This window comes from Humiphilus diazotrophicus, from assembly GCF_059726315.1.
Genome location: NZ_AP040870.1, coordinates 2,895,220 through 2,910,835, shown reverse-complemented (window position 1 = coordinate 2,910,835; position 15,616 = coordinate 2,895,220). Strand labels below are relative to the sequence as shown.

Sequence of the window (15,616 nt, the reverse complement as noted above, 5' to 3'; positions counted from 1 at the left end):
CAGGATGCAATCCAAGAAGGAGGCTGTTTGGCCACTATCACCATGAAGGAGTTGCTCGAAGCGGGTGTTCACTTCGGGCATCAGACGAAGCGCTGGAATCCGAGGATGAAAGAGTATATCTTCGGTGAGCGCAATGGCATTTACATCATCGACTTACAGAAAACCTTGAAGATGTTCAAGGAAGCGTCCAAGTTCATTACCGATCTGACGGCGCAGGGTAAGGTTGTTCTGTTTGTCGGCACCAAGCGTCAGGCTCAGGATGCTGTCGCAGAAGAAGCGAACCGCTGCGGAATGTTCTACATCAACCAGCGTTGGCTTGGTGGTCTTCTGACCAACTGGGTTACGGTGCAGAAGTCTGTAAAGCGCCTCCAAGAATTGGATGAGATGGCGGTCGACGGTCGTTACGAGCTGCTTACCAAAAAAGAGGTTATCCACCTCGAGCGTGAGCGCAAGCACCTGCAGGCTAACCTTGCCGGTATCAAGAACATGAAGCGCCTGCCTGATGCGATCTTCGTTGTCGACTCCAACAATGAAGCGATTGCTGTGAAGGAAGCCCGCAAGCTGGGAATTCCGGTTGTCGCTGTCGTCGATACGAATTGCGACCCCACCGTGGTGGACTACGTAATTCCGGGCAATGATGACGCGTTGCGCGCCATCCGCTTGTTCACTTCCAAGATTTCCGATTCGGTTATCGAAGGCGTGCAGATGGTAAACGACAAGCAGTTTATCGATGCTGCAGCCGGTGAAGCAGTTGAGGGTGTAGTTGCTGCTGCCTCTACCGAGACTGAAGCTGGCACCGATGCAGAAGCCGAAGAGGTCGATCTGGAAGCAGCCCTGGGTGGTGGCATCCGCAAGGCTCCGGCAGTGAGCACGGCTCTCGACGAGCTGGAGGCGGCTGAAAGCGGTTCCTAGAATTGTGAGCGGGCGCGAGCGGGCAATCCACGCCGGCGACCGCGACTAGGTAATGGAAGCGTGGCTGCCGGTAATCCGGGCCACGCTTTCTTTGTGTCTGGGGTTATAAGGTCCATACCCGTAAACTGGATGTGGGCATTGTCTGTTTGAGTTGAAAAAGAAATTAAACATTTTTCGTGAGGGTGTAGACCGGGTAGGGATGACTGTGTGGTTTTCTCGATAGTTAGAAAAGCTACTCCTTGCAATCTCTGGTTGGAACACAGCATTACGAAGAATGCATTAGAAAAGGAATGTCGACGGTGAGCGAAAAGATTGAAGCGAAATTGGTAAAAGAGTTGCGTGAGAAGTCCGGAGCTCCCATGGGAGACTGCCTGAAGGCGTTGCAGGAGTCCAAGGGAGATATGGAAGAGGCCTTTGTTATCCTCCGCAAGCGGGGAATGGCCTCCGCGCAGAAGAAGGCAGCCCGCTCGACGAATGAAGGAGCGGTGGGCACCTACATTCACGCTGGCGGCAAGATTGGCGTTCTTTTGGAAGTAAATTGTGAGAGCGATTTTGTTGCTCGTACCGAAGACTTCCAGGAGCTTCTGAAGGATGTTGCGATGCATATCGCTGCTACCGATCCCCGTTATATCCGTTCTGAGGATGTAACGCCTGAGGATATGGATCGCGAGAAGGAAATCTATCGCGCCCAGGCAGCTGCAACCGGCAAGCCTGCCCCGGTGATCGAGAAGATCGTCGAAGGCAAGATGGCCAAGTTCTATGAAGAAGTCTGCTTGTTGGAGCAGCCCTTCATTAAGGAACAATCGATCTCTATCAAGGAGTTGATTGCTCAGAAGGTTGGAAAGCTCGGCGAGAACATCACGATTCGCCGCTTTGCCCGCTTCAAGGTTGGCGATCCCAATTGGACCGTCTCCCAGACCAAGCAGGCTGAAGCCGCAGCTGAGTAAGAGCGGTTTTTAGCTTTTAAAGGAAAAGGCTCAGACCGATTCGGTCTGAGCCTTTTCCTTTTGCTTTTCTACAAACTCAAATTGTCCAGGTTGTGCATCACTTTCCGGCAATTGCATAGGGTTTCGGCCCATGGTTCTGAGAGACATGCTGTAACAAAAATTGCTACTTTTCGTAAGGGTGGCCTCCGGGAGATCCATTGTTTGGATATTGCCGCGAAAGCCATAAAGCCGAAGCGCCAAAGCCTGTCAATCCTCCTATAGTTGCGCCTTTTTCAGAATTCAGAAGAGTCCACCCGGCTCCTGTACCCAGTAACGTATAGGTAGTAAGGTATTCCGTTGAGTCGGGAGGATTCTGATAACGCGTATGCAGATACAATGCCGAGGTTACGCCGCTACCGAGGAATGCCCCTTTGCCGATGCTATCGCGGCCTCCGATGAGAGCCCCCGCGGCAACTCCAATCGCTACGCCGCCAGCTAAGGACATCACGTAAGCAAATCGTTTTGGCCTCCGTGGTGGAGTGGGTTGTTGCGCGCAGAGCGGAGATTCAGCGGCAACACCGGTCAATGCGATTGCAGCTACCAGCAGTACCCTGAGCCCGCCAGACAAATAACTTCTTGCACTCCTCATCTTTGATTACTCCAGTGAGTCACGGATACTCAATCATCAGGTCCTTTAGTGGTTGATGTAGAGAGAAAATTAACCTATTCGTGGCCATTCCTCATTCCGTAATCACGTCCTCGTAATCTAAAGACGAGTATTTTGCACAATAGGGGTAGGCAAGTGAGGCTTTTATTTAGCAGGCGTAATTAGAGAAAATAGTATTAGTATCAATTAAAGATACTAATTAGATGAAGAGCAACCTCGGCAACTTTCCCTTAAGGCCGAGAGTTTCTGGTAAAGATGTTTTAGCAATCGAGCCAAGTGAAGAAGTCCCGTGCCAGAGCCCGATATTGAGGGATGAGATCTGCGGGGATATGCTCGTTCAATAACTGTAGCAGCTGTATACGCAGGCTTTGTTCGATCCGTTGTCCCTCAAAAAATAAACGGGACATTTGATCGAGAAGTCCTTCTATCTTTTTTTTGCGGTTCCGGATTGTGTCAAGTGCAACCGCCGAATCTACGATTTCAATCGAACGAAAGGAAATATCTGCGCTCAAGGGAAAAGCCGCACATAAAGCATAACTAATAAGTTTACCGTCTAGGGCTGAGAAGATCCACCAACGGTCAGGCGGGCTCAGCACGAGAGGTTTTTCAGGACTGCGTAGGGCTGGTGAGGCAAATCCCGCATAGCCAGCGAGTCCCACTCTCAAGGTTGGAATCGTAAGAGAAACTGCGTGTGTTACCGGAATCTCGTACTGCCGTAACGGATGAGTCCGCTCGCGTTTGGAAAACGCGGAATACGAGATGTAAGTCTTATTCACAACTCTCCTTTGGTTATTAGCTATGCTCTACATCGGTTACAACAGTGGGCTCACCATTCTCTTTCCAGTTATCGATCACAGGATCATCTGCCGATATGTAGCGCTGGTAATTGCCCGAGCCACTGTCATTGATCCAGATACCAACTGCTTTCCCGGAGTTCTGATCGACCGCAACTCCGGTGAGCGTAACGGCATGATTAACTCCGCCATTATCATAGTACGCGGATCTACCCCATAGCTCACCTGCGTTTACCTCCATGATTACTCCGTGACCCTCTTCCAACTGACGGCCTAAGCCTTCCAGTGAATCTCCCAACTCAACATGCGATGGCATGCCCAAGCCGTCGAGAATCGCGGCCTGTTCTGACATGCTTGTGCCTCCGGATGCGGCAGGATTATCCGATACAACGGTGCAGAGCCCCTTATCGACTGCGTAATGCACCACATCGTTTTCACTGACTTGCTCTCCGAATTGATTGGCGATGTCTCCACAGGAGACTAGACCGCAGGTGCCAAGGAATCCTAAATCGTTCTGCCCCTGTTTGTGAAAGTATTCTTCACTGGCGTCGACATCCCCGAGTTGAAGGACCTGGCTGCCGTCTGAGAGCTCAACTGCTTGAGCGAAGTGCGGGGATGCTCCATCTGCAGGCACGATCTTTGCGGGTGAAGACTCCGCTTGCGCCTCCTGTAGCATCTGCTGTGCGGAATCGGAGATCGTTACAGTATCGCTGTCGACTGCTGAAGCCGCACTACTGGCAGTTGTCTCGGAATTCGCGCTCGTTGTGGAGTTCTCAACCTGAGACGATTGTGAAGAGGGCGCCTGAGGCTCTGCATCCTTGCTCTTCGAGCAGAGGCTGGCAAGGTAGGAATCGGAGCTGTATGAAGAACCGCTTATCGAAGAAACCATACTTTGTCGTTAGCGCAGGCTACTAATTAGTCTACTTAGTAGATCGGCAAAGTTATAAGCGATCTTGAGTGCTAAATATAATATTTTTAGTTACATATTATTGGGTTTCCCCGTAATCTTTTTGCCGCAAAGTCCGTCTGTAATCTCATGTCGGACTAGCGACTTTTAGTGGTTAATTGATTCACCTATGCAGGAAATACTCTTGATGTTCTAGAAGTCATGATTATCTTCTGTCCATACATTGATGCCGAGCCTTTTCCCTGTGCCTGATGGCACGGAGGTATCGGCCTCAGTTTGTGCGCGAAGCTTGCTGATCATGGTCCAATTGTCTTTCCGTCGTTCTTTATTGACCCAGGGAGGCAAAGGCATACCGAGATAGTCGCTTAAGGACTCGGCATAGTTCTCATAGAGAGCCCTCATCTGCTGTAATCTTTCCATCGAAGACAGGTCTTTGCATACCGCAAGTTTTGAGGCGCAGAGTTGGTTCTGCATTATGTCGAAATCCTGCGGAGGTAAACGATCTGGCTTATTGGTAGCCTGTTCAAGGTTAAAGACGTGAGCCAGATCGATAAGCGCGTGACGAGCCATAACGAAGGTGAGCTGTGCTTGTCTTGGCGGCTCTCCTTTTACACTCGCGATTAAAAGAGAGCAGGTATCCAGAACAGCGGTGAGGGCACTAAGCCAGCTTTGGTTCGTGTGTTGCGATCGGAAATAACAGAGCAACGGATAAGATATATGGCTCTCCAGTAGCTCTGCGGACCAGCGTTCCCACTCTTCCAGGAGGGTTATCAAAGCAGTGCCACCACCCTCGTAACTGTGGCGTATTAGCAGTTCTGTCGCGCAGGGTGGAGATCCGGCTCTTGCATCCAGAAGAGCTATGGTGACTTCACGGCGGGAGAAGGCAGCGTACAGAACCGGGAAGTATCCCATGACAACAGCAAGAAAGCCGAGTCCTAGACCCGCTTCCAGTACCAGCATCTCGCGTGTTGTTGCACTGCGTGGCACAACGTCCCCAAGACCCAGGGTAAAGAGAGTAGTGCCGCTTACGTAGAGATCGCTGCGAAAGCTTGCATTGCCCAATCCGTCATGCATTGGCGAACCAAGCGAGAAAAAGATCAGTGCAAAACCGAAGAGCATTCCCATGGCCCAGACAATCAGAAGCAGGATCAGTGACAGCGGGCCGTAGAAGCTAAAAGCAGTCTCCCGGCGTCGGGAGTTGCACAGAAGCTCCGTAAGGGCTCTCCACGGGCCCCAGGTGACCTTGTAGAAGATGCGGGTTAAACGGAAACGCCCGGTGGCACGGCGTGGCAGGATGATGGTTTCAAAGGCGTCCAGTAGTACGACGAGGACACAAAGGATTCCTGCTATTAAACATGCCGTACGCATCTAGCTTGTCTCCTGGTTGCAAGTTCCGTCCCGGGGGAGCGCAAGACCGGGGCCTCCGCCGGACAAACCCTGTCTCTCACGATCACTAACAGAAACGGTAGAGATGGTCCAGATGTGGAGATGCTTCTGGCGTAATTTCGCCGATGCTGGAATCTTTCGCAGATCCGTCCGGCTTTCGTAGACTATAGGCATGTCGGAGCTTGGCCGCATTTTGATAGGGCTGGGAGTTCTTCTGGTTCTGGTCGGAGGAGCAATTCTGCTTTTCGGACGTGTAGGCCTTCCTCTGGGACGCCTTCCAGGGGATATTGCCTATAAGGGAAAGAACTTTTCCTTCTACTTTCCTCTGGCCAGCTCAATAGTAATCAGCCTGCTTCTTACGCTGGTTTTCGCGATTTTGGGTAGATTTCGGCGTTAACGCCTTCTGTCACTCCGTGTAGACTCAACGATTGTGGGTGCTTCTCAGTTCCAGGACGGCCAGCTAGGATTCCTCTTTGAGGAGCCAAAGGAGCCTTCTCGTCGCATATGGAAGGTACGGGATCTAGTCGGCGACGTCCGTGCCCGTGTCGAAAAGGAATATGCCGATCTCTGGGTAGAAGGGGAGATCTCGAACTTCCGCCCGGCTCCCTCCGGGCATCTCTATTTCACCCTGAAAGATGGCGAGTCGCAGCTTCCGGTGGTCCTCTTTCGGAAGCAGGCACTCTTGCTCCGTTTTAGGCCTGCCGACGGACTGCAAGTCCTTGTACGTGGGAAGGTTTCGGTCTACGAGCAACGTGGGCAGATGCAGCTGGTGGCCGAATTTATGGAACCCGTCGGGGCGGGCTCCCTCCAGATAGCTTTCGAGCAGCTTAAGAACAAGCTTCGGGCCGAAGGCCTTTTTGCCTCCGAGAGAAAGCGTCCGCTACCTGGCTATCCCCATTGCGTGGGGATAGTGACTTCTCCGACCGGTGCCGTGATCCGGGACTTTTTGAATATCGTAGGACGCCGTCATGATGCTCTCGATGTGCTGCTTTATCCCGCTATGGTGCAGGGCGATGCGGCAGCGGCTGAAATCTCAGCTGGAATTCGATATTTCAATCAGGCAAGAAATGTCGATGTAATCGTTATTGCTCGCGGCGGTGGATCGCTGGAGGATTTAGCGCCTTTTAATTCTGAGGAGCTAGCCAGGGTGATTGCGGCTTCGGAGCTTCCCGTCGTTTCTGCCGTCGGACACGAGACCGATTTTACGATTGCCGATTTTGTAGCCGATTTGCGGGCGCCTACGCCCTCGGCGGCAGCAGAGCTCATTACAGCCGCTCTCCACAACGTGGGAGAGCGAGTGCTGCAACTATCCAGTCGTTTGGAGCGTGCTCAGCGTTTTCGTTTGGTTCAGGCACGAAATACGTTATCCCGTTTTTCCATTGATGCTGCTCTGGCGCGAATGCATGGCTCCCTTGGCCGTCGCCAACAGCGGATTGATGAGCTGGGGTATCGGCTGGAGACTTGTTGGCGTAAGGCGCACCGCCATGCCAGCGATCATCTGCAGGAGCTTACGGCACGATTACATCGTCAGGATGTCTCTCAGCGTTTGGAATTGGCGAGAGTACAGCTCTCTGCTCTTACTGCCCGGCTAGACCGCTCGGTTGACGGCTGCCTTTCTGCGCAGAGTCTTCGTAATACGCAGCTATATGAAAAGCTGATTCGCGTACAACAGTCTTGTCTAGCCACAAAACAGGCCTCGCAGAAAGCAGCTGAGGATCGCTTACATTTGCTCTCGCCTTTAGCGGTATTGAATCGTGGTTATGCGCTGGTTTTTGCTCCGGATGGACGTTTATTGAAACATGCTCATGATGTTAGCGAGGGTGATAGCCTTACGACCCGGCTTGCAGATGGAACGGTCACCAGCCGAGTGACCGGAAGAATTCAGAAGGAAGATATTCGATAATGAGAAAACTATTTGGAACCGATGGTATTCGTGCAGTTGCGGGCGAACCCCCTCTCGATCCCTCTACGATCTATGCTGTAGGTCTTGCTTTAGCCCACACACTCTCTCGCGAGTTCCCGAATCCACGCGTCCTCATGGGGATGGATACGAGGGAATCGGGGAATTGGATCGCAGCAGTAATCACTGCGGGGCTAAAGGCAGGCGGTGCTTCCGTTGTGAGTGCGGGTGTTATTCCTACGCCTGGTGTGGCCTTCCTGACGCGTTCTAAAGGATTTGCTGCAGGAATTGTTATCTCAGCCTCTCATAATCCCTGGCAGGATAATGGCATCAAAATTTTTGCCAGCGACGGTTACAAATTGCCCGACGCTGCCGAATTGGGAATTGAAGAAGAGATCTTTCGCCAACTAGATACGGCTGTTGCTCCCGATCCTGCAAAGCTGTCACCTCCGGAAGGCGATCCTTCTCTGATCCTTGCCTATCGCGATTTCCTGCTGGCTGCAGTACCAGGACTCAAGCTTGATGGGCGGAAAATCGTGGCCGATTGTGCCAACGGTGCCGCTTCCGTTATTGCTTCAAAGGTTTTTGCTTCGCTCGGTGGCGACGTACAGTTTCGTAATATTTCTCCCGATGGCAAGAACATCAACAAGGACTGCGGTGCTCTGCATCCGAAGATCGTAGCTGCAGAGACGGCAGCAGTCGGTGCGGATATGGGAGTCACTTTCGATGGCGATGCCGATCGTGCCCTCTTTGCCGACAAGAACGGCAAGGTCGTAAACGGCGATGCTGTTCTGTTGATGGCTGGAAGAGATCTCAAAGCCAGGAACATGCTGAACGGAGACATTGTTGTAGCCACAACGATGTCGAACATGGGGCTTGAGGCAGCCTTGAAGCGTAGCGGCATCAAGATGTTGCGTGCTCCCGTAGGAGATAAGTATGTTCTGGAACAGATGCAGGAGCACAAGGCTTCTCTAGGAGGAGAACAATCCGGACATATTCTTTTCCCCCATCTGGCGACTACCGGGGATGGTCTGTTAACCGCGTTGGTGATTCTGGACCTGGTACATCGCTCCGGAAAATCAATCGATGAGTTGTGTGCCGATCTGAAGGTATTTCCTCAAGTCATCGTGAATGTGCGTGTCCGCGAGAAGAAGCCCCTGGACCAAATTCCTTCGGTAGTAGAGAAGATCACTACGGCAGAAAATGAGCTCAAAGAAAATGGCCGCGTCGTGATCCGCTATTCCGGAACCGAAGCCTTGGCTCGCGTGATGATTGAAGCGGAGTCGGAAGAAGCGATGCGGAAACACGCCGATGCAATTGCCGAGGCGATTCGTGTCGAGCTGGGCGCATAAAAATAGGCAAGGGCGGCGTAAGGAAGTTGCTGGCGAACAGTGAATGCCAGAATATCTGCAGCCGAAAGAAGTGTCCCATCTTTGCAAGCGATACAAGCTTAAGATGGGATGCTCAGAGGCTTCGATATCGATTCCTGCCTGAGCTTCGTTTGAGCGATACCTTGCTACCGGCAGTTGTTACACGTTTCTTCAATCGACATTGTGCTGAAAAGGATTGCTGCACTTTCAGTATCTTTGGCTGACCTTCGTTTGAAATACAGAGAATGATGAAAGAGCAGAACAAACTTTCTCGGGATATAGCACACTATCGTGAAGCCATTCGGAAGAATCCCGAGCATGCCGATCTGTATGTGAATCTAGGGGCTTGTCTTCAGGAATCTGGGGAATTGGAAGAAGCCGCTAAGACTTATCAGCATGCCTTAGCTCTAGATCCCCAGTCATACAGCGCATATAACAATTTAGGCAATCTGTTTGCCTCTCTTCGGGATTGGAAGACCGCCCTTACTTTTCTTCTGGCAGCCGCTCAACTTAACCCAAAGAATGCGGATATTCATAACAACATTGCCAATCTTTATGTGGAGCAGGGGGATATTCCGGCGGCGATTCAGAGCTATCTCAAGGCAATAGCCTTGAGTCCCGAGAATCCTTTTTTCTATAACCACCTTGGAAACGCTCTTCGTATGGACGGCAAATATCCGGAAGCAAAAGAGTGTTTCCAGCAATCGCTTGCCCTGCGTCCGGATTATCCAGAGGCACATGCGAATTTCGGTTTTCTCTTGTTTGAACAAGGCCAGATCGATCAGGCAGAAGAGTATTATCGTCGGGCCATAGAGCTGAGGCCCGATTTTGCCATGGCTCACAATTGTGTCGCACAGTTGCTCTTGAGAAAGGGACGATTCGCCGAAGGATGGGCGGAGATGGAGTGGCGTTGGAGATGGAAGGACTTTCCCTCTCCGAAGCGTAATTTTGCGCAGCACCAATGGCGAGGAGAAGATATCTCCGGAGCACGTATTTTCCTGCATGCGGAGCAGGGCTTCGGGGATACCATCCAATTTCTCCGGTATGTTCCGATGGTGATTGAGCGTGGTGCGGAAATCATCTTGGAGGTTCATCCCGAGTTGCGACGGCTGGTCGAGGGGATGGAAGGGATAACCCAACTAATCTCCCGTGGAGAGAAACTTCCTGAGTTTGAGTGGCATTGTCCTTTAATGAGCCTGCCCCTGGTATTTGGAACTAATATTGAGACAATTCCCGCTAAGGTTCCATACCTGCGGGCCCAACTCGAAGCACCTGCATGGATAAAGAAAGAGAAATCGCAGGACCTTCATGTCGGTCTGGTGTGGGCTGGAAATCCAAAGAATACTGCTGATCGGAAGCGTTCTTTATCGCTTGCTGCTCTCGCTCCGTGGTTCGCTATCGAAGGCGTCTCCATATACTCCCTGCAACGGGGGCCTGCTGTTCAGGAGCTAGAGAAGGATCCCTTGCCTTTCGCCGGGATGTTGCCTCAGTCCGGTGACTTTGCAGATACAGCGGCGGTTATTGCGAATTTGGACTTGATCTTGTCTGTCGATACAGCGGTTGCTCATCTGGCAGGTGCACTTGGCAAACCGGTATGGATCTTGTTGCCGAAGGTTTCCGAGTGGAGATGGTTGACTGACAGGGATGATAGTCCCTGGTATCCCTCGGCAAAGCTCTTCCGGCAGGAAGTTCAGGGAGAGTGGGATTCGGTTATTCAGCGCATCCTTGCGGAACTATTACAGGCGATACAGGTCAAGAAAGATCAAGCCTGCTAAGTAGAAAAACATATAGCAGTGTAGATTTTGAGCATTCCAGGCCCAGGAACCTGGAAGCTTTAAGGGGAGTCGATGGGCTTTTTAGATCGTTTTAGACATCGCCAGCGGAGCGACAAATCAAACTCTCAAGAGAAAGCCAACAGGCCTTTAGAAAAAGATCAGGTCCAAAGAAACTCCAAGGACGTCCAGATCCTGGAAGAAATGCGGAAAGATCCTAATCTGATTCGTGTCTTTGACGAGTATGGACGTGAGCTGTTCATCGAGAAAGAACAATGGCGCACAGAGGTGTTACCGCATAACCTAGCAAAAAATTGGGAGAATCCCGATGCTCTATACGGCATGATCCTGAATGCGCTTAACAGCGAACTGGCTGGAGATGTGGAAGGCGCGGCAGAGCATCTCTACAAAATCGATGCGAATGCGGAGCGAGGAGCATGCCTGTACGGCATTGTCCTCATGCAGCTTGCCAAGTGGGATGCTGCCGAATTGGTGTTTCAAAACTATTTGTCGAAGTACGGTGTGAGTGGTGTGGTGCTCACGAATTTGGCAAAGGTGTATGGCGGCAAGAAGGATCAAGAACTGGAAGATGCAACGCTCTGGCGGGCGATTGAAGCTGATCCTAACCAGGAGAATGGTTTGGGATGGTTTCTCGCAAAAGAGTTCGAGCGTGGTGGGGCAGGTGGCAGAACTGCTGCGATGAAGAGCGTCGCAGCCCTCCCGCAGAGTTGGCGGGTGCGTCTATGGCTTGCGCAAGAGGCTCTACAGGCTGGAGATTCTGCATCTGCTATCGCGTTATATCGCGAGGGATTGTCTTGCTTCGAAGAGGATATTTCCGGCGATTTCTTATTTCAGATGAGCGGTAATCTTGGGCAGGCTGGATTGTTGCAAGAACTCATCGAACTCACCGAACCACGCTTCGTCGCGGAACAACATGGGCTTTCGATCGGAAATAACTTGATAAAGGCACATGTTGATCGCGGGGAATTAGATGCTGCACAAGCAATCCTCAATAAGCTCTATACCCAGAGGAGACCTGATTGGAATGAGACCCTGCAGTTTTGGGATACGGAGATTGCGCGTAAGCGCGTAGAAAAAACTCCCGCGGTCGATGCTCAACAACTCCAGGTGACTGTTCTTCAGCTAGATGGGCCGATCTGGCTGAGACCGGAGAGCGCTGCGAGATCACTATTTCGTTCACGGACGGATAGTGCGTTGGCTGTGACCTTTCTGGGTGGGACGGCTACGGTGAAACAGAATAGTCCGGAAGATGGAACGATTAAGCTTCAACTTGCCGATGCTATCGGGCGCATGAGTCGCGCTGTGCCGTTGTTCCTGGCCGAGCAGGCCGAGTTGATATGTGGTGCTTCTGCGAAGACTCTCGTGCCCTGGATTGACAGTGGTGCGGGTGGATTCGTGTTGAGCGGAAGCGCATGGGAAGATAACAGGGCGGTTGAGTTGGCTCGCCGAGTAGAGGGCAGAATTGATCTCTGCGTAACGACGCACCTAGAAAGCGGCGATGAAAAGTGGCGGGTGTATCTCGCACTCATAAGTATTGCGGATGGGGCAAGAATAAGTGAAACCAGTGTGGAGTTTGCTCAGGGAAGGCCCGAAGGTGCAATTCCGGAGCTTGGACGAAAACTGTGCATGATGCTTCAGAACTATGATTCGCGAAGTACAGTTTCTCCAGATGACAGATATGTCTCGTTGCGAGGGGCGGAGTTTTCTGCCTATCTCTTGCGGTTGGAACAGCTGCTTGCCGTGAAATGTTCCGGACATGGCGAGAATGGATCTCGAATGATGCTTCACGGAGAGCGGGAAATTTTGGAAGGAAACCTTCGTCTTTGTCTCGATCTCCCGCACTGCATCCAGACGCGTATTCTGCTGATCCAGACCTTATTGGATATGCAGAAAGTGAATTCGGCAGTTGCAGAAGAGTTCCGTCAGAAAATTGCTTTGTTAGGGCGTCAGTATCCTTTGGGTGAGCCAGCCGATAACGTGATACATCAAATGCTTGATGGAGCAGGACTGATCGCCTAAAGCATGATGAGAAAAAGGCTGCGGCTTAATCTCCCTGCCGAATGCTCTATTGGTTCCCCACCCTTTGTCACGCTTATGGCGTTTCTCAGGATGGGGGACTTGGTTGGCGTTGCCGATTCAGCAGGTTACTCTTTCAGATCTCGCCAGTTCTTGCCTATACCGCAGTCGGCAACAAGCGGAATCTTCAGTTCAATCACATGTTCCATTTCGTATTTCACAAGCTCATGTAACTGATCGGCTTCTTCTTCAGGAACATCGAAGAGAAGTTCGTCGTGTACCTGCAAGATCATCAGAGACTTTAGCCTTTCTTCTCTGAGGCGCCGATCGATGCGGATCATGGCTAGCTTGATGAGGTCCGCAGCAGTTCCTTGCAGCGGAGTATTGACGGCGGTTCGTTCTGCAAAACCGCGCAAGTTCTGATTCCTGCTCTGGATATCGGGAATCGGGCGTACACGGCCAAACAAGGTACGAACAGATTGATTGCGTCTGGTTTCTTCGAGCAGCCGTTCTATGTATGCCTTCACTCCCTGATAGCGGGCAAAATAGGTATCGATGTATAGCCGTGCTTCATTTTGAGGAATGCCCAATTGCTGGGCCAGTCCAAAAGGAGAGATGCCATAGACAATACCGAAGTTTACGGCCTTGGCCCGGTTGCGCGTTTCCTTGCTCATCGATTCGGCTGGAACTCCGAAGACCTCAGAGGCGGTCAACGTATGAATGTCTTCATTGTTGGCATAGGCGCGAGTTAATAATGGGTCCTCTGAGAAGTGCGCCATTAAACGTAACTCGATCTGCGAGTAATCTGCAGAAAGCAGTAGATGTCCTGGTGACGCTATGAATGCCGCACGAATCTCTCGTCCCAATTCCGTGCGTATCGGAATGTTCTGCAGATTTGGATTTGTCGAAGAAAGCCGTCCGGTCGCAGTGCCCACCTGATTGAAGGTGGTATGAACGCGGGCTCCCTCTCGGGCAAGTAACGGAAGTGAATCTGCGTAGTTGGATTTGAGCTTTGCTAATTGGCGGTATTCAAGAACCAGGCGCGGTACTTCACTCTTTTCTGCCAGTTCCTCCAGTACGTCCTGGGCCGTTGAAATAACTTTGCCCTTTCCGTACTTCAGCGGTTTCTCCAACCCCATCTTGTTGAAAAGCACATCCCCAAGCTGACGTGGCGAATTGATATTGAAGCGGTGCCCGGAGAGTGAAAAGATCTCTTCGCCAACTTTCTGCATTTCGACAGCGAGTCGTGAGGCGAATTCTTCCAGAACCGGAATATCGATTCGAACACCTGCTTCTTCCATGCCCAGCAGAACCGGTACCAAGGGCATATCAATGTCTCGATAGACATTGGTGGCCTGTAACGATTCGACATCCTTGCAAAGCTGTGGCGCAAGCTGTGCAATGCAAGCTGCATTTTCCAGCAATGCTTCCTCGCCATCCTTTTGCAGTGGACGGGAGGTAAAGCGAGCGGCAACGTCCGACAACCGATGGGTCGTATGCGTCGGGTTAATCAGGTAGGAGAGAAGCATTACATCGTCTCTCACGCCGCGAAGCGTAATTCCTTGCTTTTGCAGAATACGGAGGCATCCCTTGAGGTCGTGTACGGCCTTGGGAATCTTCTCGTCTTCCAGCAGACTCCGGATTGCGTCGTTTTCCTCAAGGGAGAGAAGCAAGGAACTACAAGGCTCGGCTGCCACTGCCAGGCGAAATTCAACTTTTGTGTTGGCTTTATCCGCAGCTTCAGCGATGTCCAGAAGCGACATTGTCTTGAGAAACGGGGCCTGCTCTTCGGCCGCTTCTGCTTCCCCTTCACTCGATTGTTCAGCTACCCCTTCCAGCAGATGAGTAGGAAGACTAAGAGCGAAACCATTGGCTCTAGCCTCTTTGAAAAAAGCTTCGATCTGTTCAGCGGTAGGAGAAAGTAGCAATTCTGTTTCAAATGCCGGCGGTTCCGGGGCGAGATCCTTCAGCATCGATGTGAATTCCAGTTCAGAGAAAAGCTGGCGGCAAGCAGAGGATTCAGGCTCCTGCGTTTTCATTGCCTTTAGATCCAGCTCGATCGGAACTTCGCAGTGAATGGTGACCAGCTCTTTACTGAGCAGAATGGTTTCGCGATTCTGCTGAAGTGATTCGCGGTAGGTCTTCCGTTTCACTTCTTCCGCATGGTCAAGTGTGTTCTCAAGTGTTCCGAATTGCAGGATTAGCTCAACGCTGCCCTTGTCGCCAATTCCTGGGGCTCCAGGGATGTTGTCGATGGAATCTCCGCGCAGGGCCATGATGTCGATAACGCGTTCCGGTGGTACTCCGAGAGTCTCTTCTACCTTGGCACTATCCAGGATCAGGTTGTCTTTCATCGGATTGAGGATCTTTACCCGATCATTGACCAATTGCATCATGTCTTTGTCACTGGAGACGATCATGACTTCATGCCCGAGCTCTGCGGCTTTCGTGGAAAGCGTTCCTATGACATCGTCGGCCTCAAAACCTTCGGCTTCCAGCATGGGAATACGAAAAGCCTCCAGTGCACGACGAATGTATGGAAGCTGTTGAAGCAGATCTACTGGCGTCTCTGAGCGGTTCGCCTTGTAGCCCAGGTAGTCAACTTCCTCATAGCTCTTGGTCTTGGCATTCCATTTCCGCAGAGTCGTGATCTCTTTGGCTCGTTCATCGCGGAAAACAGGGGTGCTGAGGTCGAAGATCGCAGCAAAATACTCCGGCTTAAAGTCTCGCCGAAGCTTGTTGATCATGTTCACGAAAACGTATGTTGCCGCTGTGGGCACCCCGTTGCGGGTGGACATCGGTCTCTGCCGTTGCATCGCGTGGTACGCGCGAAAGATGAACGACATTGTGTCCAGAAGAAAGATAGGAGGTTTTTTTGTAGACTCGTCAGACATCGTTGACGAGTCTACCAAGTCTGGAACGAATCTACTTCAGAACGGCTCGGA

Annotated in this window: 12 protein-coding genes; 7 read left to right on the top strand and 5 right to left on the bottom strand. The window is 51.5% G+C overall.

Going from position 1 to position 15,616, the window contains the following annotated elements:
* Positions 1–27 precede the first annotated feature (27 nt).
* A complete protein-coding gene (rpsB, locus tag AC6I7T_RS12630) occupies positions 28–912 on the top strand; it encodes a 30S ribosomal protein S2 (RefSeq protein ID WP_497793810.1) in 885 nt (294 codons plus the stop codon).
* A gap of 290 nt (positions 913–1,202) precedes the next feature.
* A complete protein-coding gene (locus AC6I7T_RS12625; protein ID WP_497793808.1) occupies positions 1,203–1,859 on the top strand; it encodes a translation elongation factor Ts in 657 nt (218 codons plus the stop codon).
* A gap of 163 nt (positions 1,860–2,022) precedes the next feature.
* On the opposite strand, the gene AC6I7T_RS12620 is transcribed toward AC6I7T_RS12625, so the two are convergent.
* From AC6I7T_RS12620 to AC6I7T_RS12605, 4 genes are all read right to left on the bottom strand, one after another.
* On the bottom strand, positions 2,023–2,487 hold the full coding sequence (locus AC6I7T_RS12620) for a hypothetical protein (protein ID WP_497793807.1): 465 nt from the start codon (positions 2,485–2,487) through the stop codon (positions 2,023–2,025).
* 278 nt (positions 2,488–2,765) lie between these two features.
* Positions 2,766–3,281 carry a hypothetical protein gene (locus tag AC6I7T_RS12615; RefSeq protein ID WP_497793806.1) on the bottom strand — a complete coding sequence of 172 codons (516 nt, stop codon included), beginning with the start codon at positions 3,279–3,281 and terminating at the stop codon, positions 2,766–2,768.
* Between the two features lie 16 nt (positions 3,282–3,297).
* Positions 3,298–4,188, bottom strand: coding sequence for a cysteine peptidase family C39 domain-containing protein (locus tag AC6I7T_RS12610; protein ID WP_497793805.1), 891 nt, complete (start codon positions 4,186–4,188; stop codon positions 3,298–3,300).
* A gap of 210 nt (positions 4,189–4,398) precedes the next feature.
* The gene (locus AC6I7T_RS12605) at positions 4,399–5,574 is read right to left on the bottom strand and encodes a potassium channel family protein (protein WP_497793804.1); all 1,176 of its coding nucleotides are present in this window, start codon (positions 5,572–5,574) and stop codon (positions 4,399–4,401) included.
* A gap of 190 nt (positions 5,575–5,764) precedes the next feature.
* On the opposite strand from AC6I7T_RS12605, the gene AC6I7T_RS12600 reads away from it, so the two are divergent.
* From AC6I7T_RS12600 to AC6I7T_RS12580, 5 genes are all read left to right on the top strand, one after another.
* Positions 5,765–5,989: a DUF2905 domain-containing protein gene (locus AC6I7T_RS12600; protein WP_497793803.1), complete on the top strand. Its 225-nt coding sequence runs from the start codon at positions 5,765–5,767 to the stop codon at positions 5,987–5,989.
* A 33-nt stretch (positions 5,990–6,022) separates the two neighbouring features.
* Complete coding sequence (gene xseA, locus AC6I7T_RS12595) at positions 6,023–7,495, top strand: exodeoxyribonuclease VII large subunit (protein WP_497793802.1); 1,473 nt, start codon at positions 6,023–6,025, stop codon at positions 7,493–7,495.
* Positions 7,495–8,844 carry a phosphoglucosamine mutase gene (glmM, locus tag AC6I7T_RS12590; protein WP_497793801.1) on the top strand — a complete coding sequence of 450 codons (1,350 nt, stop codon included), beginning with the start codon at positions 7,495–7,497 and terminating at the stop codon, positions 8,842–8,844. The genes xseA and glmM overlap by 1 nt, the downstream gene beginning before the upstream one ends.
* A 263-nt stretch (positions 8,845–9,107) precedes the next feature.
* Positions 9,108–10,637 (top strand): tetratricopeptide repeat protein, encoded by a 1,530-nt coding sequence (locus tag AC6I7T_RS12585; protein WP_497793800.1) that lies wholly within the window; start codon positions 9,108–9,110, stop codon positions 10,635–10,637.
* A gap of 201 nt (positions 10,638–10,838) precedes the next feature.
* On the top strand, positions 10,839–12,674 hold the full coding sequence (locus tag AC6I7T_RS12580) for a tetratricopeptide repeat protein (protein ID WP_497793799.1): 1,836 nt from the start codon (positions 10,839–10,841) through the stop codon (positions 12,672–12,674).
* A gap of 125 nt (positions 12,675–12,799) precedes the next feature.
* On the opposite strand, the gene polA is transcribed toward AC6I7T_RS12580, so the two are convergent.
* The gene (gene polA / locus AC6I7T_RS12575) at positions 12,800–15,565 is read right to left on the bottom strand and encodes a DNA polymerase I (RefSeq protein ID WP_497793798.1); all 2,766 of its coding nucleotides are present in this window, start codon (positions 15,563–15,565) and stop codon (positions 12,800–12,802) included.
* Positions 15,566–15,616 lie beyond the last annotated feature (51 nt).

What these genes read in the sequence shown, in the direction of transcription:
- AC6I7T_RS12625 (WP_497793808.1), top strand. Translation starts at nt 1,203, where the DNA reads ATGTCGACGGTGAGCGAAAAGATTGAAGCGAAATTGGTAAAAGAGTTG.
- AC6I7T_RS12620 (WP_497793807.1), bottom strand. Translation starts at nt 2,487, where the DNA reads ATGAGGAGTGCAAGAAGTTATTTGTCTGGCGGGCTCAGGGTACTGCTG.
- AC6I7T_RS12610 (WP_497793805.1), bottom strand. Translation starts at nt 4,188, where the DNA reads ATGGTTTCTTCGATAAGCGGTTCTTCATACAGCTCCGATTCCTACCTT.
- AC6I7T_RS12605 (WP_497793804.1), bottom strand. Translation starts at nt 5,574, where the DNA reads ATGCGTACGGCATGTTTAATAGCAGGAATCCTTTGTGTCCTCGTCGTA.
- AC6I7T_RS12600 (WP_497793803.1), top strand. Translation starts at nt 5,765, where the DNA reads ATGTCGGAGCTTGGCCGCATTTTGATAGGGCTGGGAGTTCTTCTGGTT.
- glmM (WP_497793801.1), top strand. Translation starts at nt 7,495, where the DNA reads ATGAGAAAACTATTTGGAACCGATGGTATTCGTGCAGTTGCGGGCGAA.
- AC6I7T_RS12585 (WP_497793800.1), top strand. Translation starts at nt 9,108, where the DNA reads ATGATGAAAGAGCAGAACAAACTTTCTCGGGATATAGCACACTATCGT.
- AC6I7T_RS12580 (WP_497793799.1), top strand. Translation starts at nt 10,839, where the DNA reads ATGCGGAAAGATCCTAATCTGATTCGTGTCTTTGACGAGTATGGACGT.
- polA (WP_497793798.1), bottom strand. Translation starts at nt 15,565, where the DNA reads ATGTCTGACGAGTCTACAAAAAAACCTCCTATCTTTCTTCTGGACACA.